23 protein-coding genes, 1 tRNA gene and 1 riboswitch are annotated in these 24,066 nt (G+C 72.7%); of the genes, 12 read left to right on the forward strand and 12 right to left on the reverse strand.

The annotated features are described in order from the left end of the window. Positions 1 to 17: 17 nt before the first annotated feature. From ACFV3R_RS01110 to ACFV3R_RS01120, 3 genes are all read right to left on the reverse strand, one after another. Positions 18 to 2,285 (reverse strand): germacradienol/geosmin synthase, encoded by a 2,268-nt coding sequence (locus ACFV3R_RS01110; RefSeq protein WP_385574212.1) that lies wholly within the window; start codon positions 2,283 to 2,285, stop codon positions 18 to 20. A 643-nt stretch (positions 2,286 to 2,928) separates the two neighbouring features. Continuing rightward, entirely contained in the window at positions 2,929 to 3,939 is a 1,011-nt protein-coding gene (locus tag ACFV3R_RS01115) for a PP2C family protein-serine/threonine phosphatase (RefSeq protein ID WP_385574215.1), read from the reverse strand. 289 nt (positions 3,940 to 4,228) lie between these two features. Continuing rightward, complete coding sequence (locus ACFV3R_RS01120; protein WP_385573231.1) at positions 4,229 to 5,344, reverse strand: HoxN/HupN/NixA family nickel/cobalt transporter; 1,116 nt, start codon at positions 5,342 to 5,344, stop codon at positions 4,229 to 4,231. Between the two features lie 26 nt (positions 5,345 to 5,370). Then, positions 5,371 to 5,583: riboswitch (cobalamin riboswitch) on the reverse strand. Between the two features lie 135 nt (positions 5,584 to 5,718). Here ACFV3R_RS01120 and ACFV3R_RS01125 point away from each other — a divergent pair. Together ACFV3R_RS01125 and ACFV3R_RS01130 are read left to right on the forward strand one after the other, a co-directional pair. Then, on the forward strand, positions 5,719 to 6,015 hold the full coding sequence (locus ACFV3R_RS01125) for a type II toxin-antitoxin system VapB family antitoxin (protein WP_385573233.1): 297 nt from the start codon (positions 5,719 to 5,721) through the stop codon (positions 6,013 to 6,015). Between the two features lie 155 nt (positions 6,016 to 6,170). Beyond that, complete coding sequence (locus tag ACFV3R_RS01130) at positions 6,171 to 6,833, forward strand: LytR C-terminal domain-containing protein (protein WP_385573235.1); 663 nt, start codon at positions 6,171 to 6,173, stop codon at positions 6,831 to 6,833. Between the two features lie 133 nt (positions 6,834 to 6,966). Here the strand turns inward: ACFV3R_RS01130 and upp are convergent, their stop codons facing one another. Then, a complete protein-coding gene (gene upp, locus ACFV3R_RS01135) occupies positions 6,967 to 7,602 on the reverse strand; it encodes a uracil phosphoribosyltransferase (RefSeq protein ID WP_385573237.1) in 636 nt (211 codons plus the stop codon). Positions 7,603 to 7,798: 196 nt separating this feature from the next. On the opposite strand from upp, the gene ACFV3R_RS01140 reads away from it, so the two are divergent. The 3 genes from ACFV3R_RS01140 to ACFV3R_RS01150 all read left to right on the forward strand — a co-directional run bounded on the left by ACFV3R_RS01140 (position 7,799) and on the right by ACFV3R_RS01150 (position 9,709). Further along, on the forward strand, positions 7,799 to 8,122 hold the full coding sequence (locus ACFV3R_RS01140) for a hypothetical protein (RefSeq protein WP_385573240.1): 324 nt from the start codon (positions 7,799 to 7,801) through the stop codon (positions 8,120 to 8,122). A 371-nt stretch (positions 8,123 to 8,493) separates the two neighbouring features. Beyond that, positions 8,494 to 9,021: a hypothetical protein gene (locus ACFV3R_RS01145; protein ID WP_385573243.1), complete on the forward strand. Its 528-nt coding sequence runs from the start codon at positions 8,494 to 8,496 to the stop codon at positions 9,019 to 9,021. 97 nt (positions 9,022 to 9,118) lie between these two features. Then, positions 9,119 to 9,709 carry a nucleoside deaminase gene (locus ACFV3R_RS01150; RefSeq protein WP_385573245.1) on the forward strand — a complete coding sequence of 197 codons (591 nt, stop codon included), beginning with the start codon at positions 9,119 to 9,121 and terminating at the stop codon, positions 9,707 to 9,709. Between the two features lie 95 nt (positions 9,710 to 9,804). On the opposite strand, the gene ACFV3R_RS01155 is transcribed toward ACFV3R_RS01150, so the two are convergent. The 6 genes from ACFV3R_RS01155 to ACFV3R_RS01180 all read right to left on the reverse strand — a co-directional run bounded on the left by ACFV3R_RS01155 (position 9,805) and on the right by ACFV3R_RS01180 (position 14,918). After that, entirely contained in the window at positions 9,805 to 11,016 is a 1,212-nt protein-coding gene (locus ACFV3R_RS01155) for a cytochrome P450 (RefSeq protein WP_385573247.1), read from the reverse strand. A 92-nt stretch (positions 11,017 to 11,108) separates the two neighbouring features. Continuing rightward, positions 11,109 to 11,300, reverse strand: a complete 192-nt coding sequence (locus ACFV3R_RS01160) for a ferredoxin (RefSeq protein ID WP_385573250.1) — start codon at positions 11,298 to 11,300, stop codon at positions 11,109 to 11,111. 304 nt (positions 11,301 to 11,604) lie between these two features. Then, positions 11,605 to 12,030: a hypothetical protein gene (locus ACFV3R_RS01165; protein ID WP_385573253.1), complete on the reverse strand. Its 426-nt coding sequence runs from the start codon at positions 12,028 to 12,030 to the stop codon at positions 11,605 to 11,607. A gap of 375 nt (positions 12,031 to 12,405) precedes the next feature. Continuing rightward, the gene (locus ACFV3R_RS01170) at positions 12,406 to 13,089 is read right to left on the reverse strand and encodes a histone deacetylase (RefSeq protein WP_385573256.1); all 684 of its coding nucleotides are present in this window, start codon (positions 13,087 to 13,089) and stop codon (positions 12,406 to 12,408) included. Between the two features lie 910 nt (positions 13,090 to 13,999). Next, a tRNA-Ser gene (locus ACFV3R_RS01175) sits at positions 14,000 to 14,084 on the reverse strand. A 33-nt stretch (positions 14,085 to 14,117) separates the two neighbouring features. Next, positions 14,118 to 14,918: a DUF2127 domain-containing protein gene (locus ACFV3R_RS01180; RefSeq protein WP_385573258.1), complete on the reverse strand. Its 801-nt coding sequence runs from the start codon at positions 14,916 to 14,918 to the stop codon at positions 14,118 to 14,120. Positions 14,919 to 15,222: 304 nt separating this feature from the next. Between ACFV3R_RS01180 and ACFV3R_RS01185 the strand changes: the two genes are divergently transcribed. The 4 genes from ACFV3R_RS01185 to ACFV3R_RS01200 all read left to right on the forward strand — a co-directional run bounded on the left by ACFV3R_RS01185 (position 15,223) and on the right by ACFV3R_RS01200 (position 17,867). Next, positions 15,223 to 15,387 carry a hypothetical protein gene (locus tag ACFV3R_RS01185; protein WP_385573260.1) on the forward strand — a complete coding sequence of 55 codons (165 nt, stop codon included), beginning with the start codon at positions 15,223 to 15,225 and terminating at the stop codon, positions 15,385 to 15,387. A gap of 44 nt (positions 15,388 to 15,431) precedes the next feature. After that, positions 15,432 to 15,725, forward strand: a complete 294-nt coding sequence (locus tag ACFV3R_RS01190; RefSeq protein ID WP_385573262.1) for a Dabb family protein — start codon at positions 15,432 to 15,434, stop codon at positions 15,723 to 15,725. 280 nt (positions 15,726 to 16,005) lie between these two features. Continuing rightward, positions 16,006 to 16,839, forward strand: coding sequence for an RNA polymerase sigma factor SigF (locus ACFV3R_RS01195; RefSeq protein WP_385574219.1), 834 nt, complete (start codon positions 16,006 to 16,008; stop codon positions 16,837 to 16,839). A gap of 188 nt (positions 16,840 to 17,027) precedes the next feature. Then, the gene (locus ACFV3R_RS01200; protein WP_385573265.1) at positions 17,028 to 17,867 is read left to right on the forward strand and encodes an RNA polymerase sigma factor SigF; all 840 of its coding nucleotides are present in this window, start codon (positions 17,028 to 17,030) and stop codon (positions 17,865 to 17,867) included. A 142-nt stretch (positions 17,868 to 18,009) separates the two neighbouring features. Here ACFV3R_RS01200 and ACFV3R_RS01205 read toward each other — a convergent pair whose 3' ends face one another. Together ACFV3R_RS01205 and ACFV3R_RS01210 are read right to left on the reverse strand one after the other, a co-directional pair. Further along, complete coding sequence (locus tag ACFV3R_RS01205; protein WP_385573268.1) at positions 18,010 to 19,008, reverse strand: aldo/keto reductase; 999 nt, start codon at positions 19,006 to 19,008, stop codon at positions 18,010 to 18,012. A gap of 184 nt (positions 19,009 to 19,192) precedes the next feature. Further along, positions 19,193 to 19,408: a hypothetical protein gene (locus ACFV3R_RS01210; protein WP_385573270.1), complete on the reverse strand. Its 216-nt coding sequence runs from the start codon at positions 19,406 to 19,408 to the stop codon at positions 19,193 to 19,195. 206 nt (positions 19,409 to 19,614) lie between these two features. Between ACFV3R_RS01210 and ACFV3R_RS01215 the strand changes: the two genes are divergently transcribed. The 3 genes from ACFV3R_RS01215 (at position 19,615) to ACFV3R_RS01225 (ending at position 23,784) form a co-directional block, all read left to right on the forward strand. Beyond that, the gene (locus ACFV3R_RS01215; RefSeq protein WP_385573273.1) at positions 19,615 to 20,091 is read left to right on the forward strand and encodes a MarR family winged helix-turn-helix transcriptional regulator; all 477 of its coding nucleotides are present in this window, start codon (positions 19,615 to 19,617) and stop codon (positions 20,089 to 20,091) included. A 12-nt stretch (positions 20,092 to 20,103) separates the two neighbouring features. Next, a complete protein-coding gene (locus ACFV3R_RS01220) occupies positions 20,104 to 22,731 on the forward strand; it encodes an MFS transporter (protein ID WP_385573275.1) in 2,628 nt (875 codons plus the stop codon). 219 nt (positions 22,732 to 22,950) lie between these two features. Then, positions 22,951 to 23,784, forward strand: coding sequence for a YceI family protein (locus ACFV3R_RS01225; protein ID WP_385573277.1), 834 nt, complete (start codon positions 22,951 to 22,953; stop codon positions 23,782 to 23,784). Positions 23,785 to 24,066: the final 282 nt, after the last annotated feature.

Below are 24,066 nucleotides of genomic sequence, written 5' to 3' on the forward strand. Positions count from 1 at the left end.
GCGCGTTCGCCGCCTCCTCACCCCACCGTCTGTGCTGCGAGCCTGCCGGCCAGTCGTGCCGCGGAGGTGCCCGGTCCGGAGAGGCCGCCGCTCCATCCCCGGGGTGAGGACGGCCGGCCGGTTGCGAGCGCCGGCGCGCCCTTGTGCCGCTCCAGGTCCTCGGGCCGGTAGCGCCGGCAGCCCTGGTGCCAGTTGAGGATTCCCGCCATCCAGTTCTCCAGCTCGCCGACGTAGGCCGCCAGCACCGCCCTGGCCTCGCCATCCAGGCCGAGGTCGTCGTAGAGCGCCGGGAGTTCGTGGTCGGCGACGTGCCGGAACTGGCTCATCCGGGAGTTCATGAGGTCCGCGACGACGCGCAGCGCCGCCGGGTAGTCGCAGGCGAAGAAGTTCTGGACCACCAGGACCGCGTTGTGCACCTCGCCCTCGTACTCGACCTCCTTCTGGTACGAGAAGACGTCGTTGAGCAGGCACGCCTGGTCCATGGCGGCGTTCTCCAGCGACCGCACGGGGCCGCTGGCGTACACCTCCGGCGGCACGACCCGCCCGTGGCGCAGCCGGCACAGGCTCATCGTCATGTCGGACCCGAAGGTGAAGCGGCGCATCTCCATGTAGTCCACCGGGTCCGGCACGTGGTTGCGGAACTGGTTGTCCAGCTCCCACAGCCAGCTCTCCGTCATGACCTCCACGGAGCGGCGGAAGGTCCGTCGCGCGTCGGGGGTCATGGGCCCGGCGGTGCGCACCCACAGGTCGGCGAGGCCGCGTTCGAGGGCGTTGCCGGGGACGGGCAGCGCCGCCGGGTCCTCGACGGGCATGAACTCCTTGAACCGCTCGGTCAGCAGCTTCGCCCCGGCCAGGTCCCGTCGCGCGCCGAAGACCACCGGGTAGTAGTCGTCGCCGTAGGTGCCCCACGCCAGCCATGCGGAGGTGAGGTCGAGTTCCTCGGGGGTGGCGTCGGGGTGGATGCCCGCCGCGCACAGCGGCAGGTCGTAGTCGCGGGTCCGCTCCGCCGTCCAGACGGTGGCGCCGGCCGCTCCGACGCCCTCGTCCAGGATGCCCATGTCCCGGCACCAGGCGACGACGTTCTCGCGGGCCGGGTCCAGGTGCGGGCTGAGGCGGAGCGGGAAGGGCATGTCGATGTCGGGGATCTGCGAGGGGCCGACCCGGTGCGGTACGTGGCTGTAGGACCGCAGCCGCCGCACCCCGCCGGCCGGTGCCCAGGTGCGCGGGTCGGCGGCGGAGGTGCCGAGACCCCCGAAGGCGAACGGCGACCAGACGGGGGCGGCGGAGCCGACCGTCACCGAGGCGGCGTCACCACCGCCGTTCATGTAGCGGCTGGAGACCATGTGCCACTCGTGGCCGCCGGACTGCCAGTCCTGGAGTCCCTTGATGTAGGCGGCGACGGCCGCGCAGCCGGCCGGGTCCACGCCCTTCTCGGCGAGGAGCGCCGGCACCTCCAGGAAGGCGGTGTCCTCGAACTGGTGCAGCCGCGAGGTGAGGAGGTCGCCCACCGCGTCGGCCGCCTCCTGCGTGGAGCAGCCCAGGAAGGTCTCCAGGACCAGCACGCCGTTGCTCAGCTCGCCCTCGTCCTCGACCTCGCGCTGGTAGGAGAAGAGGTCGTTGCGCAGGTGGACGCCGTCGGAGAAGGCGTCGCGCAGCACCCGCAGCGGCCGGGAGTGGGCCACCGAGGCCGGTACCTCGGCACCTGCCGCGTACTCCACCAGCCCCGCCGACCAGGGGGCGCCGCCGACCTTGCGGCGCATCTCGATGTACTCCACGGGGTTGGGCACCCGGTGGATGTCGATGTTGGAGAGCTCCCAGAGCGACTCGTTGAGCAGGTTGCGGGTCGACTCCGCGAACCGCTCCCGCCACGCGGCCGACATGGCGGGGCAGGTGCGCGCCCACAGGTCGGCGAGGCCCGCCTCGACCGGGTTGCGCGGCTCGGGCACCTCGGCGGTCAGGTCCATGGGCATGAACGCCGGGAGCCGTTCGAGATGGTCGCGGCCCGCCTCGCGGTCCAGGGTGCGCTTGTAGCGCTCCAGGAAGTGGTCGTCGAAGAAGAAGACCCAGGTGTACCAGTCCGTCACCAGGGAGAGCGCGGGGCCGGAGCAGTCGGGGTGGGTGTACGCGCACAGCAGGGCGTAGTCGTGGGAGTCGAGGTCCCGCTCCTCCCAGACCCCGGAGCCCTCCAGCATCCCCATGCCGCGCGCCCACTCCTTGGTGTGGCGGCGGGCCTCCTCCAGGTGCGGGTTGAGGCGTGCCGGGTGCGGCAGGTAGAAGCCGGGCAGCTGGAAGGGTTGCGAGGCGCCGCCCGCGGATGCGGTGTCAGCGCCCGGGGCGGCCGGAGCGGCGGGCGCCGCGGCCGGCACGGCGGACGGCACACCGGCAGACGGCAGACCGGCGGTCGGCAGGCCGGCGGTCGGGGCGGTGCCGGGCTTCGGCGCCGGCTGCCGGGTCGCGGCCGGTCCGGTGGCGGAGGGTGCCGGTGCCGGGGGGCGGACGGCGGCCGGGGGGCCGGGCACCTCCGGCCGCCCCGGTGCCCGGGGAGGTGCGGGGGGCTCGGGCGGGCCGGCGGGCACCCCGCGCGCGGAGGTGTGCGGCGGCTCGGCGGGGTGGGGCATCACGGTCATCGGTGAAGGGCCTTCCTCGCCCTCCCGGGCGGGGAGGACACGTGCGCGTAGGGCCGGACGCGGTCTGGGCGGCGGGAGACCGGCAGGCGGCCTGGGCCGGCGGTGGAACCCCGCACCTCCCTCGCCCCCGCCCTGCCACGCCCCGGAACGGTGCAGGACTACCCAGGCCCCCGCAGCGCTACCCATCCGGCGGATTTCTCAGACAAACACACCGGGAGTGGTGTAAGGACGGGTACTCACGCCGCCCACACGACACGGTCCGTACCACCCGGCCCGGGCTTCAGCCCCTCGTGCCCGGCCTTCAGCCCCCGTGCTCGGGCTTGTAGCGGACCAGCAGCATCGCCGCGTCGTCGTGCAGGGGACCGCCCACGTGTGCCACCAGGTCCTGGCGCACCGCCGCCAGCGCCCGCTCGATGTCCGCCTCCTCCAGCAGGGACGCCCGCGGCAGGAGGGGGTAGAAGGTGCCCTCGGCGTCGCGTGCCTCACTGACACCGTCGGTGTACAGGAGCATCTGGTCCCCGACCGCGAAGGGCACCTCGTAGGGCAGCGGCCCGTCCTGCCCGTAGGAGGTCAGCCCCAGCGGAAGGGCCCGCTCCGGGGGAACGGCGAAGTCCGCGGTGCCGTCGGCGCGGACGACCAGTGGTGCCGGGTGCCCGTAGTCCAGCAGCGTCATCCGCCCGTCGCCGGCGAGTTCGGCCAGCACCGCCGTCACGAACTTCTCGCCCGGCAGGTGGCGTTCCAGGGCCCGCTCCAGCCGGGCGCCCAGCGCCACCAGGTCCGGTGCCTCGTGCGCCGCCTCGCGGAAGGCCCCCAGCACCACGGCCGCCGTCTCGACCGCCTCCAGCCCCTTGCCCTGCACGTCGCCCACGATGGCGCGCACGCCCTGCGGGGAGGCCACCACCTCGTAGAGGTCGCCGCCGATCCGGGCCTTGGCCACCGCCGAGGTGTACGAGACGGCGACCCGCAGCGGGCCCGCCACCAGCGGCACCGGCCGCAGCAGCACCCGCTGGGCGGCCTCGGCGATCGCCAGGACGTCGGCGAGTTCGGCCTCCCGGCGGGTCCGCGTCACCGCCGCCACCAGCCCGGCCGCCGTCACCCCCACCACCGAGAGCAGGGCGACCAGACCGCGCCGGCCGTCGAAGAGGTCGTCGTAGAGGCTCAGCCCGAGGCAGACCAGGAGGGCGGCACCACCGATGCTCGCGGTACGCCGCCACCCGCCGGCCAGGCCCGCGAAGGCGGGTCCGAGCGAGACCAGGGGGAGGAAACCGAGGCTGGGACCGGCAGCCAGGTCCACCCCGCAGACCACCGCCATGACGGCCCAGGGCAGCGCGAAGAGAACCCGCACGCCGGGACTGCGACGCGCGCCGAGGCCCGGGGCGAGGGTGGCCGCCGGGGGTATGGACCCCGGTGCGGTCCGGCCCTCTTCGAGGGTGTGCTGCGACATAGCGCACAAGGTACGCGAGACGACACCCCTTCGGGCACAAAAAAGTCCGATCGTCGCACGGGGAGGCAGGGCTTCCGCCCGGTCCCGTGCACCGCGTCCCCGCCGGGGTGCCGCCGAGCCGGCAGCCGGGGCGGCTCCGCGCCCGGCTGCCTGCTCCTCAGGCGGTGCCGTCGCCCGCCCGCGCGGCCCAGCGCCGCTCGATGCCGAAGAGGCGCCAGGAGACCAGCGCCGCCGCCCAGACCACCACGAACAGGCCGACGATCACGAAGCCGACGTTGTCCAGGTCCAGCGAGGAGATCCAGCCGGTGACGGTGTCGGTGAGGGACAGCTTGTCGTGCAGCACCGTCACCAGCTCGATGGTGCCGATGAAGAAGGCCACCGCGATCGACAGACCGGTGATCGTCAGGTTGTAGAAGACCTTGCGCACCGGGTTGGCGAACGCCCACTGGTAGGCGAAGTTCATGAACGTGCCGTCCAAGGTGTCGAACAGGCTCATGCCGGCGGCGAACAGCAGCGGCAGGCAGAGGATCGCGTACCAGGGCAGGCCGGAGGCCGCGCCGCTGCCGGCCATCACCATCAGCGCGACCTCGGTGGCCGTGTCGAAGCCCAGCCCGAAGAGGAAGCCCAGCGGGTACATCTGGCCGGGACGGCTGACAGACCGGGTGAAGCGGCCGAGCACCCGGTTCATGAAGCCGCGCGACTCCAGCTCGCGCTCCAGCTGCGCCTCGTCGTAGCTCCCGGCCCGCATCGAGCGGAAGACCCGCCAGATCCCGGCGAGCGCCACCAGGTTCAGCGCGGCGATCAGGTACAGGAAGGTTCCGGAGACCGTGGTGCCGACCGTGCCGAGCACCTGGTGGGTACGGGAGTCGTCGTCGAGCAGCGTGCCGGCGAGCCGGGCCCCGCCGGCGATGAGGGCCGCCATCGCGACCACCACGCTGGAGTGGCCGAGCGCGAACCAGAACCCGACCGAGACCGGCCGCTTGCCGTCCGCCATCAGCTTGCGGGTGGTGTTGTCGATGGCCGCGATGTGGTCGGCGTCGAAGGCGTGGCGCATGCCGAGGGTGTAGGCGGTGACGCCGAGTCCCACCCCGAAGACCTGGTTGCCCGCGGTGTAGTGCTCCGGTACGACGAAGATCAGCAGGGTGCCGAAGGCGACGACGTGCAGCGCGGCTATCACGGCCAGCAGGCCCGCCGTCCGCACCGTGTCGGACCGCCGCCACCGGAAGCCGCCCGTGGGCGGCGTGGACGTGGAATCGTCGAAGGACATGCTCATGTACGGCTCAGCTCCAGCACCTCGTGGACCGTTCGAAGCGCCGTGGCCGGTCTCCTGGCTGACGGGTACACGCGCCCGGCCCGGCCTTCCCGGTCGGCGAGGCGACCAGTGGCCCGTACGCGGGGGATGCCTGCGTACGCGAGGGGACGGGAACTTCCCGATCACAGTGGCGAGGGCCGCTCCGGAATGGGACCTGGGTCCGACACCGGCTTCCCGACACCACGGCCCGGCCACTGTAGCCCGGACGGGTGAGGGCGCATACCGGGCCTTCCGGTCGCGGTGGAGGTGCCGCCCGCCGCGTGAGGCCCGGGAACACGGGCGCCCGCCGGGTCGCGCGGCTGCGCCCGGCACCCGCCGCCCGGTAGGCTTTCCGTGTGATCTTCAAGCGCATCGGAAACTACCGGCCTTACCCCGACCACGGCCGCGAAAGCACCCGCCAGTGGGCGGACGTGGCCCCGCGCCCGGTACGCCTGGACCAGCTGGTGACGACCAAACAGCAGCTCGACCTGGAGACCCTGCTGGCTGAGGACTCGACCTTCTACGGCGACCTGTTCGCCCACGTCGTGAAGTGGCAGGGCGACCTCTACCTTGAGGACGGCCTCCACCGCGCCGTCCGCGCCGCGCTCCAGCAGCGCCAGGTCCTCCACGCCCGCGTCCTCGAACTGGACTGACCTCCGCCGACCGCACCCGCCGGCCTCCGCCCCGCCTCCGTCGCGAGGGGCGAACCCGCACGTCCGCAGCCCGATTTGATCCTTTCGGGTTGCTTCACGGCTCGTCAGTTGATCGTTTAGTAGGCATGCAGGGAGAGCGCGACTACGCTGCGGCCATGAGCATGCTGACGCCCCCTGGCATGGGCGGTAAGAGGTACCGCATCACGGGCGACAGGTATCCACGGATGCGCCGCCCCTCCCGCCGTCGCCGTCTGGCCGTCGCGGCCGCCGCGGCGGTGTGTGCCCTGGGTGTCGCAGGGTGGGGTGTCGTGCAGCTCCTCGACGTCTTCGGTGGCGAGCAGGCCAACGCCTCCGCCACCTCCGGCGCCTCCTGCCACCCCGGCCAGGACGACGCCCGTCCGGCCGCGGACAAGCCCGGCAGCTCCCCCGCCGCCCTGCCCCGCCCGCACGACGTCACCGTCAACGTTCTCAACGCCACCGACCGCGAGGGCTTGGCCAAGAAGACGGCCGACGCGCTCAAGAAGCGCGGGTTCACCATCGGCGAGGTCGGCAACGCGCCCGCGGCCTACGACGGCAAGGTGAAGGACGCCGCCGTCCTGCTCGGCGGCCCGGCCGCGGCCCGAGGGCCGCTGAAGGTGCTCGGCGTCCAGGTCACGGGCGCCCTCTCGCGCAGCGACCACCGCAAGGGCGGCGACGTGGACCTGATCCTCGGGGAGAAGTTCACCGACCTCACCGACGCCGACACCGCCGGCTCACGCCTGACCGCACTCACCCACCCCACCCCCGCCCGGACCTCGAAGGCCCACGCGGGCTGCTGAGGCCGGCGGCGGCCCGCGGCCGGGCCATTCCTTGGCGCGAGCGGGCCGGGTCCGTGGCCGAGAGCGGCCCGGGGGCCCGGGTGGTCCGAGCGGTCCGGTGTGCCGGTGGTTTCGCCGGACCCGCCCGCCTGCCTCAGTCGGCCGTGCCGTACATCCGGTCGCCGGCGTCGCCGAGGCCCGGGACGATGAAGCGGTCGGGGTTCAGGTGGTCGTCCACGGCCGCGGTGACCACCGTCACCGGGGCGTCGGCGAGCTCGCGCTCCATGACCTCGATGCCCTCGGGAGCGGCCAGCAGGCAGATGGCGGTGACGTCGTCGGCGCCGCGGCGGATCAGCTCGCGGATGGCCGCCACCAGGGTGCCGCCGGTGGCGAGCATCGGGTCGACCACGTACACCTGACGGCCCGACAGGTCCTCGGGCATCCGGGTGGCGTAGGTCTGCGCCTGGTAGGTCTCCTCGTTGCGGACCATGCCCATGAACCCGATGGCGGCCGTCGGCAGCAGCCGCACCATGCCGTCCAGCATGCCGAGCCCGGCCCGCAGGATGGGCACCACCATGGGGCGCGGCCGGGCGAGCCGGACACCCGTGGTCCTCGTCACCGGCGTGTCGATCTCGACCTGCTCGGTCCGCACGTCCCGGGTGGCCTCGTACGCGAGGAGGGTCACCAGTTCGTCGGCCAGGCGCCGGAACGTCGGCGAGTCGGTCTGCCGGTCGCGCAGCGTGGTGAGTTTGTGGGCGACTAGCGGATGGTCGACGACGTGTACGCGCACAAGATCCTCCTGGGGCGCTGAACTGCGGAAACGTCCGCAAAGGCGGACCAGTCGCCCACCCTACCCGCGAGGCCGCGGAGACGGGGTGGCCGCCGGAGGAGGGGCCTGCACCGCATCGAAGCGGCCGGAGGCGGGAACGCTTGCCTCTGTGCCGCCCCACACACCGGGCGGCGACCGTCAGCAGAGGTGGTGGACCGTGCCCGACACCCGAACCGGACAGCCCTCGCCCCGTCGCGACGCCCCCGTGGTGTCCGCCCCGCACCCCCCGCCGCCGCGCCGCAGCCGCGAGACGATGCGCCGCGTCGTCCCGCCGGTGGACGTGGCCGCCGCCCCGCCGGGGGCCCGGGAGTCCGCCACGAGCCCGGCGGGGGCCGAGGCCGAGCGGGCGCGGCGCCGGCGGCGGGCGCAGTTCCTGCGGGAGCTCCACGAGGCGAAGGCGCTCCGCGACCGGGTCCAGCCGCGCCGCGCCCGCGCGGCCCGTATGCGCCAGGCCCTGCGGATGCGCACGTTCCGCTGGTGACCCGGACCGGCCGCTGGGCGGGGCGGGGCGGAGTCGGACCGGCGGACGGGGTCGAGCGGGTCGTTCCGGTGCGCCCCCGTCGCCCGAGCCTGCGCAGGCGGATGCGGCCGTTCCGGTGGTCGGCGTCCCGCAGGTGCTGCTGTCCCATGCCAGGGGGATGCACCGGCCGCCCGCGGGACACGCTGGAAAAAACCTTCCTTCCAACCTGGCGCCTGCGTCACATCTTCCACACCCGGCGCACGACGCAGCGCGCAGTACTCCCCGCAATCGTGTTGTTTCTGCCACGATTCCGGGTGGGCGGGATGTGCGCGGCCTGGCGGCCGCCTCTCCCGTCCGGCCCGGCACGCCTGTAGACCACTGGGAGAGTCACGGTGTACTTCGCCGCACTGCTCGCGCGCACCGAAGACGGGTGGGAAGCGAGCGACTCAGAGCTCGACAACGTGGAGACCCTGACCGATCTGGCCGACCTGGCCCGAGAGGTCGCGATCGACGACGACACGGTGGTGGCACTCATCGAGCAGGAGGACCGGTGGTTCGGCGTCGTCCGGGTGGACGGCGAGGACGACCCCCGGATCTTCGTCTCGAACGCCGCCGCCGCGGCCCGCAGCTCGTACGGCGCCCTGCTCGTCGACGAACTGCTCGGTCGCGACGCCGACGAGGACGACCTCGACCGGCTCGACCTCGACGGCACGGAGGACGGAGAGCCCGAGACGCTGGAGGAGGAGGTGGACGACGCCATGGGCGCCGACACCCCACCGCCCGCCGGCCCCCTGGGCGACACCGAACTCCTCGACGACCTGGGCGTCTCCGCCGAGGGACTGCTGGTCCTGGAGGTGGACGCCCTGGGCTCCATCGCGGACGCCCTCGGCTGCTCGGACATGCTGGAGGCGGTGCGATAGCCGATGCCGCACGGGCCGTGGTGGCGGGCCCTGCGCCCACCGCCACGGCCGGCACCGGCCGGGCACCGGGCAGGCCGCACGGTGGAGACTTGGGTCCATGACCGCCCCACGTCCCGAGCACCAGCCCCCCTCGGCGGCCGGCCGCCCCGCCTGCCCGTCCGCCCCGCCTGCCACGGCGGACGCGCACGGCCCGGCGGACCCGCTGCGCGACCCCTGGGTGGAACCGATGCGGTGGGCGCTCGCCGAGGCGGCGCTGGCCACCGCCACCGGCGACGTCCCGGTGGGCGCCGTCGTGCTCTCGCCCTCGGGTGAGGTCATCGGCACCGGCCACAACCGGCGGGAGGCGGCCGGCGACCCGACCGCCCATGCGGAGGTCGAGGCGCTTCGGGCCGCCGCCGCCCACCTCCGCAGCTCCGCGCCCGGCGCCGACCGGGGCGACGGTACCTGGCGGCTGACCGGCTGCACGCTGGTCGTCACCCTGGAGCCCTGCACGATGTGCGCCGGGGCCTGCGTGCTCTCCCGGGTGGACCGCGTCGTCTACGGCGCGGTGGACGAGAAGGCGGGGGCGGTCGGCTCGCTCTGGGACGTGGTGCGCGACCGCCGCCTCAACCACCGGCCGGAGGTCGTCACCGGGGTCCTGGCGCAGGAGTCCGCCGCGCTGCTGCGGGAGTTCTTCCGGGGCCGGTGAGGGACGGGCCGGCGGCGAGGACCGGCGCGGACCGACCGCACCGGCCGCTCTGCGGCCCCGCCCCTCACCGGCTGACCGGCGCTCGGGGGCGACGGTCACCAGGCGAGCGGCAGCTCGTGGACGCCGTAGACGAGCATCTGCTCGCGGAACCGGATCTCCGAGAGCTCCGCGTCCAGCCGCAGCCCCGGGAAGCGCCGCAGCAACGCCGGGTAGGCGATCTGGAGTTCCACCCGGGCCAGGTTCTGGCCCAGGCACTGGTGGGGGCCGGAGCCGAAGGCGAGGTGGCGGCGGGCCTGCCGGCCGACGTCGAGCCGGTCGGGGTCCTCGAAGACCTCCGGGTCGCGGTTGGCGACGTCGGTGGGGCAGATGAGGGCGTCGCCCTCCTTGATCACGGTGTCGCCGACCGGGATGTCGGCCAGGGCCACCCGCCGCCGGCCCATGTGCACGATCGTCAGGTACCGCAGGAGTTCCTCGACCGCGCCGGTCACCTGCTCGGGGCTGCCGTCGCGGACCCGGGCGAGCTGGTCGGGGTGTTGCAGGAGTGCGCAGGTGCCCAGCGCGATCATGTTGGCGGTGGTCTCGTGGCCGGCCACCAGGAGCAGCCGGGCCTGCTTGGCGCACTCGTAGCGGTCGCTGCGCCCGGTGGCGAGGTACTCGGTGGCGAGCCTGCTCAGGAGGTCGTCACCGGGCTTGGTGAGCTTGGCCTCCACCAGGTCGCCGAGGTAGTCGACGAGCTCCTGGGAGGCGGCGAGCGCCTGCTCCGCGGTGCTGCGCATGTCGACGATGACGGCGCTGGCCCGCTGGAAGAAGTCGTGGTCCTCGTAGGGGACGCCCAGCAGCTCGCAGATGACGAGCGAGGGCAACGGCAGGGCGAAGGACTGGACGAGGTCGGTCGGCGGGCCGGTCCGCTCCATCTCGTCCAGCAGGTCGGTGACGATCCGCTCGATACGGGGGCGGAGGCTCGCGATCCGCTTGAGCGTGAACTCGCCGGTGAAGCGGAGCCGCTGCTCGTTGTGTTGCGGCTCGTCCATGGTGATGAACGACCGGTTGTGCTCGCGGGAGGCCTCCTGCCCGGCGCTGACGCTCGGGTAGTTGGGGTGGCGGTTGTCAGCGCTGACGCGGGGGTCGCGCAACAGCGCCACCTGGTCGGCGTGGCGCGGGACCAGCCACGCCGAGACGCCGTTCCACAGCGTCACGCGGGTCAGCGAACCGGTCTCGAGCAGTGCCGTCTTCTCCGGCGGCGGGTCGAAGGGACAGCCGGTGGCGCGCCGGGAGTAGGGGGCGGGCGCGGTCGGGGTCTCGGTCATCGGGGGTTCCTTCCACGGGCGGCGACGGGCTGGGCGGCACCGGACCGGCCCGGGGGGCGGGCCGGTCCGGGGTGCGCCGGGTGGGCGGGGTGTCAGCCGAGGGTGATGACGGCGGCGGGGCAGACCTGTGCGGCCTCGCGGACGGCCTCGTGCTGCTCGGCGGGGGGCTCGGGGTCGAGGACGACCACGACGCCGTCCTCGTCCCGCTGGTCGAACACCTCGGGCGCGACAAGAGCGCACTGGCCGGCGCCACAGCACTTCTCGGTGTCCACGGCGATGCGCATGGCGGGTCCTCCTGGGGGTCGGCGGCGGGGTGACCGCCCGGACAGGGGCGAGTTACTTAACCAAAGCAACTACATGCCCGGGACGGTATTACCCGTCCGGACGCCGGGGAACCACAGATAGATGTAGAGCACATGTTTTTGGCCATGCGCGCGAGGAACGCCCCGCCGGGCCGCGTCCACCTGAGAGGCCCGGGGCGCCGACCCCGGCCCCCCGCGAAGTTGGCCGAGACCCACCGCGCCGCCGGAGAGGACACCGCCCCGCACGCCGACCCGGGAGCCCGTCCGCACGCCCCGGGAGAGGCGTTCAGGTCCGGCGCGTCTCGCGGGGGATGCCCAGAGCGTCCAGGACGGCGGGAAGGTCGGCGTACTCGCCCTCGGGCAGCCGGTCGGCGAGCGCCAGCAGCCGGTCGGGGGCGTTGTTGCCCGCCAGTCCGGCCCGCACCCCGGCGCGGTCGGCCGGGAAGACGTCCCGGCTCAGGTGACGGGCCAGCTCGGAGCGGAGCTCGACGTCCTCGGCGTCCATGCCCGGAGGCGCGGCACCGTGTACGGCGCCCTCCGGGGCGAGCGAGGCGCGGGGCTGGTCCTCCCCCTCGGGCTCCGGCTCCAGCGCCTCGTCCGCCCGCAGCGCCCGTCCGGCACGCATCTCACCCTCGACCTCCTGCGCCTCGCGGTCGTCCCGCAGCGGCCCCCGCTTGTCCGACTCCTCCGCCATCGCGTCCTCCTCGCCCACCGCGGCACCTTCCGGAGCCCAGCCGGGTGCCCGGCCGACGGAACGGGGAAACGCCCGGCAGCGGACGCGGGCCTAGGGGGAGAGCGCGAGGGAGACGCAGCGAAGGGGCGCACCCAGTGGGTGCGCCCCTCTCTCATCTGCGGTAGCGGAGGGATGTGAACCCTCGGAGAGTTTCCCCTCACTCGCTTTCGAGGTCTGTTCGCGCCTCCGGCGGGTGGTCGCGCCCGCGTTCAGGACCGTTCAGGGCGGTCCGCGACGCGGGGCCGCGTCCGCTCGTGAACGTCGGCGAACGTCGGCGAACGGGGGTGAATGGGGGGTGAATGGGACGGAAACGGAGACGGAGAATCGCGCGGCCCAGCGGTCACCGGCACAGCCTCAGCGCTGATCGGGTACGCCGTTCTCACGCAGGAGAGCGGCAATGCCTTCCTCTGACCAGTGGCCTGCCGTCCCCGGGCATGCGGCCACATACCGAGCGACCGTTTCCGGACTCCAGGCCCCGGCAGAGAGCAAGCCGGAGGCCAGGAAGCGTACGTAGGCAGCCACTGGCGGCACCCAGCGGACTTCCTCCATCCCCCATGGAGCCGTGAACGTCAGAACAGGCATGCCGTCGATCTGGCCGGCACACACGAGCGTCTCGTACCGCCCCTCGCCGAGCGCGACACGTCCCTGCTCCAAGACGCCCGACAGGTCCAGATCCCCACCTGGCGCCCTGTACATCTCCTGCGCCGCGATGTCGGCGAACTGGCTGCTTGTGACCAGGTGGGCCCGAGCAAACACGCGTCCGGCCGCCTGCGGGTCGTAGAACGCCCTTCCCCCTCCCCACACAGGGGACTCCGTCGCGAAGTACATCGTGCCGGGCAACTCCACAGGGACGGACCTGGTGGGCATGGCGGGGTTGCGGCACCCGGCGTACCCCTTCGTCGCGCCGGGCGGGCGCCCGCCTTGGATGTAGGCAGCGAGCCGCTCCAAGTGCATGTTGGAGCCGTAGGAGGTGTACCAGACGCGTTCAGGGTGCCGATCGCTCGACACCTCCGAATCGTCCGGGCGTAGGGCCTTCATGCTGACTTCCTCCCGAGGAGGGCTGTCACTCTGCTGAGACGTCGTACCTGATGACATGCCCCGACGATTCCGCTTCTGCCGGGGAGCAGAGGGAGCCGCAGCCTCGCACGGCAGGGAGGCAGGGAGAACTCCCTCACCCCCTCCCTGACCGCTTCCCTCGCCCTGGCCTGCGTGAATGATCTATCAGGGAGGCAGGGAGGCACCCAGGTCACAGGCCCGAAACCCCCTTCACGGCAACACCGGAAGGGGATACCCACGCCTCCCTGGACCAGCACCCCACCCGATTCCGCTTCTACTGCCGGCCCCGCTCACGCTCCGCATCAGCCGAGCCCCGCTGAGCACGGCGCCGCGCCCACCACCGCGCAGCCACGGCGCCCAACGGCCCGCCCAGCAATCCGCCGACGGCGGAGGGATGCCGGTGCAGCAACACGAAGACCGCCACGCACCACACCGGAAGCAAGACCGCGTACAACCACCGTCTGCCAGTCATCCCTGCGCCTACCCACAACCACCGCTGAGGAGCGTCATGGCCATCCACCGCGTCATCTGCTTCATCGCCATGTGCGACCTGTGCGGAGCCGTCCCGGAGGACGAAGGCATCCCGCACTTCGAGACCCGCAGGGAAGCCCTCGCCTACGTCACCGCCCCGCCCCACGTCCCGACAGCCGGACCCTCACCCCCGACGGGCGACTGGTGTGCAGCACCCGCCGGGACACCGCCCACGAGGACATCCACGCCGCGGCCGGCAAACGCCTGCGCGACGCCATTCCGTCGGCGTCCCCGAGCCGTGGGCGGCACAGGCGGTCGCCCGCGGCTTCCGGGAAGCCCTCGGGCGGGAGGCAGCATGACCGACTGAGACGGAACGCAGGAGAGGGTGCGCACCACGCGGGTGCGCACCCTCTCTCATCTGCGGTAGCGGAGGGATTTGAACCCTCGGAGAGTTTCCCCTCACTCGCTTTCGAGGCGAGCTCCTTCGGCCGCTCGGACACGCTACCGAGGCAGAGCCTAGCCCATCCGGCCGCGTACTTCTAAATCGATACCGCGGGCCCCGAGGTGACGCCCGGCGCCACCGGCTCGTCCGAGGCGGTGGCGACCTCCATCAGGGACGCGCTCTCCCGCTCGGCGTCGAAGGCCCGGCGGCCGCCGCGGAGCCCGAAGAGGCGCTTGGTGAGCAGGATGTAGAGGACGGCGAGGATGTTGACCGCCAGCGTCGCGATCTTGAGCCAGCTCACCTTCTCCGTCAGTTCGTAGACCTCCAGCGGCAGGAAGGCCGCGGTGGCGACGACCGTGAGGTACTCGGCCCAGCGCTTGGCGTACCAGAGGCCGACGCCCTCGACGATCTCGATCAGGGCGTAGAGGAGCAGGGCACCCGCGACGATGAGGAGCATGTGGTGGCCGTAGCCGAAGGACTTCTGGATGGTGCCGACGACCGGTGAGTGGTCCAGGTCGTAGTTGAAGTGCCGGGCGACCGGACGGAAGACGTCCAGGTTCTCGTTGAAGAGCCGGCGCACCGCGTCCTGGCTGTTGCTGAACTTCCACACCGCCACCGCGGCGAGCACGATGAAGACGCCGCGCACCGCCCGCTCCAGGGCGAGGAAGCGCAGCACGAACAGGTCGCGCAGCACCTTGCCGCGCGGCACCAGCGGCGCGTGGGCGGCCGGGCCGCCGCTGAGCGGGGCGCCCAGCGCGAAGTCCCCGCAGCGCAGACAGCGCCAGGCCTCGCCCAGGTGGGTGTCGACGGTCAGCCGGCTCCGGAGGTCCGGCTCCTGGGGCGCGTAGGTGACGTGCCCGCGCCGCGCACAGGTGCGCCTGTTCCAGTCGATGCTCATGTAGCCCCCGAATGCTTGCTGGCAGCGGCGCCCTGAGCGGCCGGGGCCGAGGCACCGCGCGGCGGCGGGTCTGTGTCGCGCTGCCGCCGCCACCTGCCGGCCCGGACGGGCGTCACTCTCGACGATCGGGGAGAACGCTACCGAAGAGCGCAGCAGACCGCGCCCCCGCCCGGTGGGCGGCCTCCCGCCGCCTCCCGGAGGGCCCGGACGGGCACCGTCGCCGGGCTGATGATCGGAGCGGTCGCTGTGGTTAGACTCACGCCACGGCACCGCGAGGGTGTCCGGCCGTGAGGGGGAGCGGACGATGGCACAGGCGCGCAAGATCCTGCTCTATCTCGTCCTGGTCTTCGTCCTGTACACGGTCATCACCTCCCCCGCCCGGGCTGCGGACCTGGTGCAGATAGGGTTCGAGGGCATCTCGTCGGCGGCGAAGTCGGTCGGCGAGTTCATGACCCAGTTGATCAGCTGACCCGGGTGCCGCCACCGGTCGTGCCCGCGAAGGGGTGCACCGCAGTGATCCGTCATCTCGTCCTCTTCAAGCTCAACGACGGTGTCCTGCGGGACGAGCCGCGCGTGCGCGAGGCGGAGGCCGCCTTCCGGGCCCTCCCCGACCAGATCGAGGAACTCACGTTCTGGGAGTGCGCCTGGAACATCACCGACCGGCCCATCGCCCACGACTTCGCGATCAACTCCGCCGTGGCCGACTCCGACGCCCTCAAGCGCTACCTTGAGCACCCCGCGCACCAGGCGGCCGCCGACAGGTGGCGTGAGTTCGCCACCTGGGTGATCGCCGACTACGAGATCTGAGGAGCCCGCGAGGCCGCCACCGGCCGCCCCGGCACACTCCGAGCCCCCCACCGGCCCGCTGACGGGCGGTGGGGGGCTCTGTCGTGTCCGGGCACCGCGCCAACTCGGCGGTCAACACGGACCAATGCGGTGCTTGCACGCAATGCGCCCGTCTTGTGATGCTATGACCGCTTTGCTGCCAGTTTGTGGTGTACACCACATCTGATGCGTCGCCCTGCCGCACCGCCGCACCCGGTGGACGGCGTCCGGGGGTGGACACGACCCGTGAAGGGGAGGCGTGATCGTGACGACGGCCCGTACGGCGCCCGACGCGTCTTCCCCCACCAGCGCCCCGGCCGCCACCCGGGAGAGTCGCAGCGCGGACACCCGGGCGCTCACCCAGGTGCTCTTCGCCGAGCTGGCGGGCCTGGAGCCGGGGACCGCCGAGCACGCCAGGGTGCGGGCTGCGCTGATCGAGGCGAACCTGCCGCTGGTCCGCTACGCCGCGGCGCGTTTTCGCAGTCGCAACGAGCCGATGGAGGACGTCGTCCAGGTCGGCACCATCGGCCTCATCAACGCCATCGACCGCTTCGACCCCGACCGGGGCGTGCAGTTCCCGACGTTCGCGATGCCGACCGTGGTGGGCGAGATCAAGCGCTACTTTCGCGACAACGTGCGCACCGTCCACGTTCCGCGCCGCCTCCACGAGCTGTGGGTACAGGTCAACGGCGCCACCGAGGACCTGACGGTGCAGCACGGCCGCTCCCCCACCACCGCCGAGATCGCGGAGCGGCTGCGGATCGGCGAGGACGAGGTGCTGGCCTGCCTGGAGGCGGGCCGCTCGTACCACGCCACCTCGCTGGAGGCGGCGCAGGAGGGCGACGGGCTGCCCGGGCTGCTGGACCGCCTCGGCTACGAGGACCCGGAACTGGCCGGTGTGGAGCACCGCGACCTCGTCCGCCACCTCCTCGTCCAGCTCCCCGAACGCGAGCAGCGCATCCTGCTCCTGCGCTACTACAGCAACCTGACGCAGTCGCAGATCAGTGCGGAGCTGGGGGTTTCCCAGATGCACGTCTCCCGGCTACTGTCGCGGAGCTTCGCCCGACTGAGGTCCGCAAACAGGATCGAGGCGTAACCCTCGGGGGCGACCTGATTCAGCCCAGATATGTCGACATGACGCTACAGCGCGTTGCCGACATGTGACATTCTGCTGGAACCGCGTTTGCCGCGGCGGCCGCTCCGGTATGCAGGGGGAGGCAGCACTCTCGTCCCGTCCGGGCCGAGGACGCCGCAGCGATCCGTCCGCGACCTCAAGGGGGTGGCATGTCCGTAGAACTGGGCAGCTCGAAGGTGGTTCCCGCGCAGGCAGTGCCGGCGCCGCCCGTGCTCCACGACGACGCCCTCGACACCCGCACGCTCTCCCGCTCCCTGTTCCTGCGACTTGCGGGGCTGGCGAAGGACAGCGCGGAGCGGGCGTACGTCCGCGACACCCTCATCGAGCTGAACCTCCCGCTGGTGCGGTACGCCGCGGCCCGCTTCCGCAGCCGCAACGAGCCGATGGAGGACATCGTCCAGGTCGGCACCATCGGCCTCATCAAGGCCATCGACCGTTTCGACTGCGAACGCGGCGTGGAGTTCCCGACCTTCGCGATGCCGACGGTCGTGGGCGAGATCAAGCGGTTCTTCCGGGACACCTCCTGGTCGGTGCGGGTGCCCCGCCGCCTCCAGGAGCTGCGGCTCGCCCTGACCAAGGCCAGCGACGAGCTCGCCCAGCAGCTCGACCGCTCCCCGACCGTCCCGGAGCTGGCGCTCTGCCTCGGCGTCTCCGAGGAGGACGTGGTCGACGGCCTCGCGGTGGGCAACGCCTACACCGCCTCCTCGCTCGACTCCCCCTCGCCGGAGGAGGACGGCAGCGAGGGCTCGCTCGCCGACCGCCTCGGCTACGAGGACGGCGCACTGGAGGGCGTGGAGTACCGCGAGTCGCTCAAGCCGCTGCTGGCCAAGCTGCCGCCGCGGGAACGCCAGATCATCATGCTGCGGTTCTTCGCCAACATGACGCAGTCGCAGATCGGCGAGGCCGTCGGCATCTCGCAGATGCACGTCTCGCGGCTGCTGACCCGCACCCTCGCCACGCTCCGCGAGGGACTCGTCGCCGAAGGCTGACCGGTACCTGGCAGGTGGGCGGCCGTCCCGGCCGCTCGCTCCCGCCGGGCCGGCAGCGGTGGGGGGACGGCAGTGGGGGCGACGGCGACCGCACGCCACCCCCGGGTCTCCCCTGCCCGCGTACCGCTCCCGTCACGGCTGCTCAGCCGCCGACGTACCCCATGCTGCCCTCGTCGTACCGGGCACCTGCGACCTCGGTCGCGGGGGCCGCGGCATCGATCTCGGCCAGTTCCGCGGCCGAGAGTCCCAGTGACGCCGCGGCGAGGTTCTCCACCAGGTAGCTCTCGCGGCGGGTGCCCGGGATCGGCACCACGTCCGGCCCCTGGTGCTGCACCCAGGCGAGGGCGAGCTGGCCCGCGGTGACGCCCCGGCGAGCGGCGATCTCGCGGAGGCGCTCGACGATGCGGAGGTTGCGCTCCAGGTTGCCCTCGGCGAACCGCGGCTGGCTGCGCCGCACGTCGGTCGCGGCCAGGTTGTCGGTGGAGGTGTAGCGGCCGGTGAGGAAGCCCCGGCCGAGGGGGGAGAACGGCACCACGCCGATGCCCAGCTCCCGGCAGGCCGGCAGCACCTCCGCCTCGACGTCCCGGGTCCACAGCGACCACTCGCTCTGCAGGGCGGCGATCGGGTGGACCGCGTGGGCCCGCCGCAGCGTCGCCGCGCTCGCCTCCGAGAGGCCGAGGTGGCGCACCTTGCCCTCGGCCACCAGCTCGGCCATCGCCCCGACCGTCTCCTCGACGGGCACGTTCCGGTCGACCCGGTGGAGGTAGTAGAGGTCGATGTGGTCCACGCCGAGGCGGCGGAGGGAGGCCTCGCAGGCCTGCCGGACGTAGGGCGCGTCCCCGCGGATCAGGGTCGGTTCGCCGAGCCGGTTGGCGAAGCCGAACTTGGTGGCGAGGACCGCCTGCTCACGGCGGGCCGGGGCGGCGAGCGCCCGGCCGAGCAGCTCCTCGTTGTGCCCGGAGCCGTAGAAGTCGGCGGTGTCCAGCAGTGTGACCCCCAGGTCGAGGGCCCGGTGGATCGTGGCGACGGACTGCTTGTCGTCGGAGTCGCCGTAGCCGTGGCTCATCCCCATGCAGCCGAGCCCCTGCGGGGCGACCTCCAGGGCGCCGAGCCGTCGGGGGGAGGGGGTGGGGGTGCTCATCTGCCGTGCTCCTGCCGTCGCGGGGTCAACCGGTGTGACTCGGACAGTAGGAGTTGGAGTGCACTCCAGGGCAAGGGCCTCCAGGGCGCCGCGGGCGCCGGGGCCGGTCGGGGGCTTCGCGGCGGCCCGGCGGGCGGGCCGCCGCCGTGGACTCCTGCGGGGCGGTGAGGGAGACCGCAGCCGGCTACAGCGCCAGCCAGACGGCCGCGACCACGACCGCGATCGCCACCACGACGCCGACGATCAGTCCCACCCGGGGACCGGAGGACGCGGCGGCCGCGGCGGGAGCGGCCGCACGGCGGGCCTGCGGCTGCTCCTCGTCGACGAAGGCGCGGAACATCTGCGTGGAGCCGGCCGGGTCGTGGGTGCCGTCACCGGGGGGCTGCTGGTAGTTCGCCATGGGTCGAGACCCTAGCGAAGATGCCCGGCCCTGGGCACCCCCAGCGGGACGCTTCTGACCAGCACATTCGCTTCCGCAACAGAGGTTCTCCGCCGCTTTCACAGCAAGGGTTTACCCGGTCTTTACGTGAGGTCGCCCACAACAGTTTGCCTTCAGCAACCAAATGGTTCTATGGTTGCCTCAAGCAACAAAACATGGAGGTACCCATGGCGGCTCAGGGGCAGTACGAGGAGCTGGCCCGGCAACTCAGCGCCGTCGGTGCCGTCAAGCGCGAGATGGGCCGCATCCTGCCCCCCGACTGTCCACCGGCGTCCGCCGGCGTGCTGACCCTGCTCGGCCGCTACGGCGAGATGCGCATGAGCAAACTGGCGGAGCTGCTGGCGATCGACATGTCGGTGACCAGCCGGCACGTCACCCACGCCGCGGAGCGCGGCTGGATCGACCGGCAGCCCGACCCGCAGGACCGCAGGTCCCGTCTGCTGCGCCTGACCCCGGCGGGCCGGGAGCTCCTTGACGAACTCTCCGAGCGCTACACCCAGGCCCTCGCCCGGTACCTGGAGGACTGGTCCGACGCGGACGTCAGCCTCCTCAACGAACTGCTCGGCAGGCTGCGTTCGAGCTTCGGCGACTGCCGGCCACGGGCGCACCAGCACGACACCCTCACCCGTACACCTGCAGTATGAGATAGGAACCACATGGCTACGACCACACCAGCCGGTGTGCGGGGCAGCCACGCGAAGCACGGGGGCGGCCCACAGGCGGCCCCCGACAGCGGAGCGCCCATGTCGCACCGGAAGATCATGGAGGCGTTGTCCGGGCTGCTGCTCGGCATGTTCGTCGCCATCCTGTCCTCCACCATCGTCTCCAACGCCCTCCCGCGGATCATGAACGATCTCCACGGCGGGCAGAGCGCCTACACCTGGGTGGTGACGGCCTCCCTGCTGGCGATGACCGCCACCACCCCGCTGTGGGGCAAGCTGTCGGATCTCTTCAGCAAGAAGCTGCTGGTCCAGCTCGCGCTCGTGATCTACGTGCTCGGCTCGGTGATCGCCGGTCTGTCGCAGAACGCCGGGATGCTGATCGCCTGCCGGGTGTTCCAGGGCATAGGCGTGGGCGGTCTCTCCGCCCTGGCCCAGATCGTGATGGCCGCGATGATCTCCCCGCGGGAGCGCGGCCGCTACAGCGGTTACCTCGGTGCCGTGTTCGCGGTCGCCACCGTCGGCGGCCCGCTGCTCGGCGGCGTCATCACCGACACCAGCTGGCTCGGCTGGCGCTGGTGCTTCTACGTGGGCGTGCCGTTCGCGGTCATCGCCCTGATCGTCCTGCAGAAGACGCTGAACCTTCCCGTGGTCAAGCGGCAGGTCAAGGTCGACTGGGGCGGCGCGGTCTTCATCAGCGCGGCGGTCTGCCTGCTGCTGGTCTGGGTCACCCTGGCCGGCGACAAGTACGACTGGCTGTCCTGGCAGACCTACGTGATGGTCCCCGGGGCCGTCGTGCTGGGCCTGATCTTCGTCCTCATCGAGTCGAAGGCCAAGCAGCCGATCGTGCCGCTGCGGCTCTTCCGCAACAAGACCATCTCGCTGACCTCGGCCGCCTCGCTGTTCGTCGGCATCGCGATGTTCTCCGGTACCGTCTTCTTCAGCCAGTACTTCCAGCTGGCGCGGGGCAAGACGCCGACGATGTCGGGGGTCATGACGATCCCGATGATCGCCGGTCTGTTCGTCGCCTCGACCGTCTCCGGCCAGATCATCAGCCGCACCGGCAAGTGGAAGCGGTTCCTGGTCACCGGTGGCGTCCTGCTCACCGCGGGCATCGGCCTGCTGAGCACCCTCCGGTACGACACCACGTACTGGCACATGGCGATCTTCATGGCCCTGATGGGCCTGGGTATCGGCATGATGATGCAGAACCTCGTCCTGGCCACCCAGAACCAGGTGGCCGCCGAGGACCTCGGCTCGGCCTCGTCGCTGGTGACCTTCTTCCGGTCCCTCGGCGGTGCGGTCGGTGTCTCGGCCATGGGCGCGGTGCTCTCCAACCGGGTCGCCCAGTACGTCAAGGACGGGCTGGCCGACCTCGACCCACAGGCCGCCCACGCGGCGGCGGCAGCGTCCTCGGGCGGCAGTTCCTCCGGCATTCCGGACCTGGCTGCCATGCCCGCACCGCTGCGTCACATCATGGAGGTCGCGTACGGCCACGCAGTGGGCAACATCTTCGGTATCGCCGCCTGCTGCGCGTTCCTCGCGTTCGCCCTCAGCCTGTTCATCAAGGAGGTCGCCTTGCGCACCCAGTCCGGAACCGAACGCTCCACACAGGGCAGCCCGGACGACACCCTCACCGACGTCACCGCGTCCCGGCACGCCGCCGACGCGATGCCCGCTGCGGCGAGCGCGTCGGGTGCCGTCGGCCACCCCGACCGGGAGCCCGCCCTCGTGGGCGCCGGTGCCCCCATCGACAGCGACGTGCCGTCCTGGGCCCAGCCCCAGGCCCAGGCCCAGGCCCAGGCCCAGCCGCAGCAGCACCTGGCCGCCTTCGCCTCCGTCGGCGGTGGCGCACCGGGTGGTCCCGCCGTCCACGGTTACGTGCGAGGCGCCGACGGCAGCCCCGTCAGCCGCTCCGCCGTGACCCTCATCTCCCTGGCGGGCCGGCAGCTCGGCCGGTCCGTCGCCCAGGCGGACGGCTCGTACGCGCTGACCGCCCCCGGCGCCGGCAGCTACGTGCTGATCGCCGCGGCCGACGGCCACCAGCCGCAGGCCTCGACCATCGTCGTGGGCGAGGCGTCGGTGGGTTACGACATCGTGCTCAGCGGCACGAGCGGGCTCAGCGGGCAGGTGCGGGCCGCAGTCACCGGCGCGCCCGTGGGCGACGCCATGGTCGTCATCACCGACGTCCGCGGCGAGGTCCTCGCCACCGGCCGGTCGGCCGCCGACGGCGGATTCAACTTCGCCGACCTCACCCCCGGCACCTACACCATCGCGGTCAACGCCCCGGACTTCCGTCCCACCGCGCAGCCCGTCGAGGTCGGTGCCCAGGGGGTGACCCGGGTGGAGATCTCGCTGCTGTCCGGCGCCCGCGTCCAGGGCGTCGTGCGGGCCGGCGCCGACCGCCGTCCGCTGCCCGACGCCCGGGTGACGCTGGTGGACGGGGCGGGCAACGTGGTCGCCACCTCCACCACCGGTGAGGACGGCGCGTACGCCTTCACCGACCTGGACTCCGGCGACTACACGGTCATCGCCAGCGGCTACCCGCCGGTGGCGAGCAGCCTGTCGGTCGGTGGCGGCGAGGTCGACGGCTACGACGTCCAGCTCTCCCACCCCGGGGAGTGACCATGACGGTCCGGGCCGATACCAAGCGGCCCGGACCCCCCGGCAGCCGCCCCGGTGGCAGCCGGAACCAATGACCCCGGTACGGTGCGCGCTTGAGCGGAGTCGCGCGTCGTACCGGCCCCAGGACCGCGGCCGGCGGTAGGCACAAGGGCAGGGGACGGCCCGCCGACCGCCGGCCGGGGTCCGATTTCAGAACGTGAAGCAAGATCGGGAGTGCTAATGAGTTCGACGGGCGCGGGAGTACGGGCGCAGGTACGCACCCGGGACGGTTGGGCCCTCCAACACGCGGTGCTGACCGTCACCGACATGACGGGGGCTCAGGTGCTGCGCGCCACGGCCGACGAGGAGGGGCAGGTCCGCGAGGCCCTGCCGCTGCCGGCCGGTCCGTACACCGTCATCGTGACGGCGGTCGGCTACGCGCCGGCGGCGTCCACCGCCATCGTCACCGCGAGCGGGCGCATGGACGTCGGCACCGTGGTGCTGGCCCGGCAGGGCGGGGCGGAGCTGCCGCCCCCCGGCCCCTGGACGATCGACCCGGTGCACTCCAGTGTCGCCGCGATCGCGCAGCACCTGGGCATCTCCAGCGTGCGCGGCCGGTTCACGGAGTTCAGCGGGCGCATCGACATCGGTGAGGACATCGAGAAGTCGACGGTGGACGCGGTCATCGCCGCCCGTTCCATCGACACCGGCAACGGCATGCGCGACGGCCACCTCCGCAACGAGGACTTCCTCGACGTGGAGCGGTTCCCGGAGCTGACCTACCGTTCCACCAGCCTGGAGCCGGCCGGCCCGGACCGCTGGACGGTCCACGGCGACCTCACGCTGCGCGGGGTGACCCGGCCGGTCGACCTGAAGCTGACCTACCTGGGCTCGGGCCCCGACCCGTGGGGCGGCACCCGGGCGGCGTTCAGCGCCACCGCCGAGCTGCGGCGGGACGACTTCGCCATGAACTACAACCAGGTGGTCGCCGCCGGCATCGCCGCGGTCGGCACCACCCTGAGGGTCGAGCTCGACATCCAGGCCCTCCAGGGCGACTCGCTGCCCGCGATGTGAGCCCCTCCGGCGCGGCGTCCGCAGTGACGGGCCCGCGCCGGACGGCCGGTGGCACCGGCCTTCCCGCCACCGGCCCGCCGCGGCCCGGCCCCCTTCGGGCCGGCCCGGCCACCGACGCCCGGCCGTGTCGGCCCTCTCCCCCGGGGGCCGCCACACGGCCGGGCGTCGGCCTGTGCGGCCACGGGAGGACGGCAGCGGGGCGGGACGGTGCGGGCCGCCGCGGGACATCTGCTCGCCGGCAGGCACCCGTCCCGGGAGTCCGCGGGAGGAATCCACCGGGGA

This window comes from Streptomyces sp. NPDC059740, from assembly GCF_042733155.1.
In the GTDB taxonomy this organism is placed as follows: domain Bacteria; phylum Actinomycetota; class Actinomycetes; order Streptomycetales; family Streptomycetaceae; genus Streptomyces.

Coding starts and splice junctions, on each gene's coding strand:
- ACFV3R_RS01185 (WP_385573260.1), top strand. CDS start 15,223: ATGGCACAGGCGCGCAAGATCCTGCTCTATCTCGTCCTGGTCTTCGTC.
- ACFV3R_RS01170 (WP_385573256.1), bottom strand. CDS start 13,089: ATGAAGGCCCTACGCCCGGACGATTCGGAGGTGTCGAGCGATCGGCAC.
- ACFV3R_RS01160 (WP_385573250.1), bottom strand. CDS start 11,300: ATGCGCATCGCCGTGGACACCGAGAAGTGCTGTGGCGCCGGCCAGTGC.
- ACFV3R_RS01120 (WP_385573231.1), bottom strand. CDS start 5,344: ATGAGCATGTCCTTCGACGATTCCACGTCCACGCCGCCCACGGGCGGC.
- ACFV3R_RS01115 (WP_385574215.1), bottom strand. CDS start 3,939: ATGGCGGTGGTCTGCGGGGTGGACCTGGCTGCCGGTCCCAGCCTCGGT.
- ACFV3R_RS01200 (WP_385573265.1), top strand. CDS start 17,028: ATGTCCGTAGAACTGGGCAGCTCGAAGGTGGTTCCCGCGCAGGCAGTG.
- ACFV3R_RS01215 (WP_385573273.1), top strand. CDS start 19,615: ATGGCGGCTCAGGGGCAGTACGAGGAGCTGGCCCGGCAACTCAGCGCC.
- ACFV3R_RS01210 (WP_385573270.1), bottom strand. CDS start 19,408: ATGGCGAACTACCAGCAGCCCCCCGGTGACGGCACCCACGACCCGGCC.
- ACFV3R_RS01130 (WP_385573235.1), top strand. CDS start 6,171: ATGAGCATGCTGACGCCCCCTGGCATGGGCGGTAAGAGGTACCGCATC.
- ACFV3R_RS01150 (WP_385573245.1), top strand. CDS start 9,119: ATGACCGCCCCACGTCCCGAGCACCAGCCCCCCTCGGCGGCCGGCCGC.
- ACFV3R_RS01180 (WP_385573258.1), bottom strand. CDS start 14,918: ATGAGCATCGACTGGAACAGGCGCACCTGTGCGCGGCGCGGGCACGTC.
- ACFV3R_RS01220 (WP_385573275.1), top strand. CDS start 20,104: ATGGCTACGACCACACCAGCCGGTGTGCGGGGCAGCCACGCGAAGCAC.
- ACFV3R_RS01225 (WP_385573277.1), top strand. CDS start 22,951: ATGAGTTCGACGGGCGCGGGAGTACGGGCGCAGGTACGCACCCGGGAC.
- ACFV3R_RS01205 (WP_385573268.1), bottom strand. CDS start 19,008: ATGAGCACCCCCACCCCCTCCCCCCGACGGCTCGGCGCCCTGGAGGTC.
- ACFV3R_RS01155 (WP_385573247.1), bottom strand. CDS start 11,016: ATGACCGAGACCCCGACCGCGCCCGCCCCCTACTCCCGGCGCGCCACC.